Source organism: Mesorhizobium sp. M7A.F.Ca.US.011.01.1.1 (genome assembly GCF_003998295.1).
Classification (GTDB): Bacteria; Pseudomonadota; Alphaproteobacteria; order Rhizobiales; family Rhizobiaceae; genus Mesorhizobium.
This window is the reverse complement of record NZ_RZRT01000012.1, coordinates 61,150-63,649: the sequence shown is the minus strand read 5'-3', so window position 1 is coordinate 63,649 and position 2,500 is coordinate 61,150. Positions and strand designations below refer to the sequence as shown.

Here is a 2,500-nt window from a genome sequence, read left to right as displayed (position 1 = left end):
CTTTTCTACGCAAGTAGAGGAGGGTGGCACAGACCAGGGGGTAGCGACTGTTTATCAAAAACACAGGGCTCTGCGAAGTCGCAAGACGACGTATAGGGTCTGACGCCTGCCCGGTGCTGGAAGGTTAAGAGGAGGGGTGCAAGCTCTGAATCGAAGCCCCAGTAAACGGCGGCCGTAACTATAACGGTCCTAAGGTAGCGAAATTCCTTGTCGGGTAAGTTCCGACCTGCACGAATGGCGTAACGACTTCCCCGCTGTCTCCAGCATAGACTCAGTGAAATTGAATTCCCCGTGAAGATGCGGGGTTCCTGCGGTTAGACGGAAAGACCCCGTGCACCTTTACTATAGCTTTACATTGGCATTCGTAGTGGCATGTGTAGGATAGGTGGTAGGCTTTGAAACCTGGGCGCCAGCTCAGGTGGAGCCACCCTTGAAATACCACCCTTATTACTATGGATGTCTAACCGCGGCCCGTTATCCGGGTCCGGGACAATGTATGGTGGGTAGTTTGACTGGGGCGGTCGCCTCCTAAAGAGTAACGGAGGCGCGCGATGGTGGGCTCAGAACGGTCGGAAATCGTTCGCTGAGTGCAATGGCATAAGCCTGCCTGACTGCGAGACTGACAAGTCGAGCAGAGACGAAAGTCGGTCATAGTGATCCGGTGGTCCCGCGTGGAAGGGCCATCGCTCAACGGATAAAAGGTACGCCGGGGATAACAGGCTGATGACCCCCAAGAGTCCATATCGACGGGGTTGTTTGGCACCTCGATGTCGACTCATCGCATCCTGGGGCTGGAGCAGGTCCCAAGGGTATGGCTGTTCGCCATTTAAAGCGGTACGTGAGTTGGGTTCAGAACGTCGTGAGACAGTTCGGTCCCTATCTGCCGTGGGTGTAGGAATATTGAAAGGATCTGTCCCTAGTACGAGAGGACCGGGATGGACGGATCTCTGGTGGACCTGTTGTGGCGCCAGCCGCATAGCAGGGTAGCTATATCCGGACGGGATAACCGCTGAAGGCATCTAAGCGGGAAACCCACCTTAAAACGAGTATTCCCTGAGAACCGTGGAAGACGACCACGTTGATAGGCCGGGTGTGGAAGAGCGGCAACGCTTGAAGCTTACCGGTACTAATAGTTCGATCGGCTTGATCGTTCTCATTCCTTATGCCCATCTGACAAAGTCAGATGGTCTGTTCTCACTCACGCTTGTTCCGCCCTGCGGGCGGCGCTACGTGGGTGCGGCGCATCAGCGCCGACGGTCGGTCGACCTTGCGAAGCTTCGCTTCGAAAGGCGTCAGGACCCAAAGAACTGTAAAGGCACAAAAAAGACCAGCGAACAGCTCAGAGAAAGCAGCAAATAGGATCCCTATTCGCTACTCACTATTGGCTATTCGCTCAAAAAAGCTTCTCGAACAACGTGCGTTTTGCCGACCTGGTGGTTATGGCGGAGCGGCTGCACCCGATCCCATTCCGAACTCGGCCGTGAAACGCTCCAGCGCTGATGGTACTTCGTCTCAAGACGCGGGAGAGTAGGTCGCTGCCAGGTCTGCTAAACGCACGTTGAACTCACATCCAATCGGATGCAGAGAAATCTTCTCTTTATGAAATGGCCCGCCAAGGGATCACGGGCCGCGTAAGCGGCCCTTTCATTTGGTCAGCCATATACCTATCTGTAGGCCATGCTATTTGTAAGCCTCGGCTTATACCAAAGGTAACGCGGGGTGGAGCAGCCCGGTAGCTCGTCAGGCTCATAACCTGAAGGTCACAGGTTCAAATCCTGTCCCCGCAACCAAATACAAAAGAGCCCGCCCTCGTGCGGGCTCTTTTGTATTGTGCCGTGGTGCAACCGATTTAACCTGTCATCAGGCGCCCGCAAGCAAGCGGAGCCGACGCCGCCAGACAGAAAACTCAATCCTGTCCCCGCAACCAATCTTCGGTAAGCAAACGGCCCGCCTGGCACAAAGCCCGCGGGCCGTTTTGATGTTCGGCTGGGCTGGCCATCGATTGCCCCGGATCAGGCGCCGCAACAAGGCGAAGCCCAAGCTGCGGGACAAAAAAACCCAATCCCGTCCCCCGCAAACCAATCTGCACCAAGCAAACAGTCCGCCAGGCACCAGCCAGCGGGCCGTTCGCATTCGGGGGACAATGGTGCCTGCAAGCGGCACTCCTCGGCGCACAAAGAGGCCTCAGCCGACAAGCTACGACAACAAAACAAGCCTCTCAACAAATCTAATTCAAAACAGCCCGCAGCCGCGGGCCGTTTGCGTTTAGAGGACTGGCAGTGAAGTGCCCAGCCGCCGCCGTGACCGGATCAACCGAATCGGCGGCAAGAAAGACGAAGCGTCCGATCCTCTTGTCAGGCATCGGTCAGTGATGCCGGTGATGACTTGCAATCAAATACGAAATGAATTGGGTCGGGGTGGTGTTCTATTCAGCCGGCTTTTTGTGGCCACCCCCGGCCATGACAATGACTGAGGACCGCGAATCGACCTGCATGTGGAT

The 2,500-nt window shown here is 55.9% G+C and carries 1 tRNA gene and 2 rRNA genes (1 of these 3 cut by a window edge); all 3 read left to right on the top strand.

Annotated elements, in window-relative coordinates:
- A 23S ribosomal RNA gene (locus EOA13_RS14835) occupies positions 1–1,151 on the top strand (it extends 1,671 nt beyond the left edge of the window).
- Positions 1,152–1,429: 278 nt separating this feature from the next.
- Positions 1,430–1,544, top strand: a 5S ribosomal RNA gene (rrf, locus tag EOA13_RS14830).
- 169 nt (positions 1,545–1,713) lie between these two features.
- Positions 1,714–1,790: transfer RNA gene (locus EOA13_RS14825), tRNA-Met, on the top strand.
- The last annotated feature ends 710 nt before the right edge of the window (positions 1,791–2,500 follow it).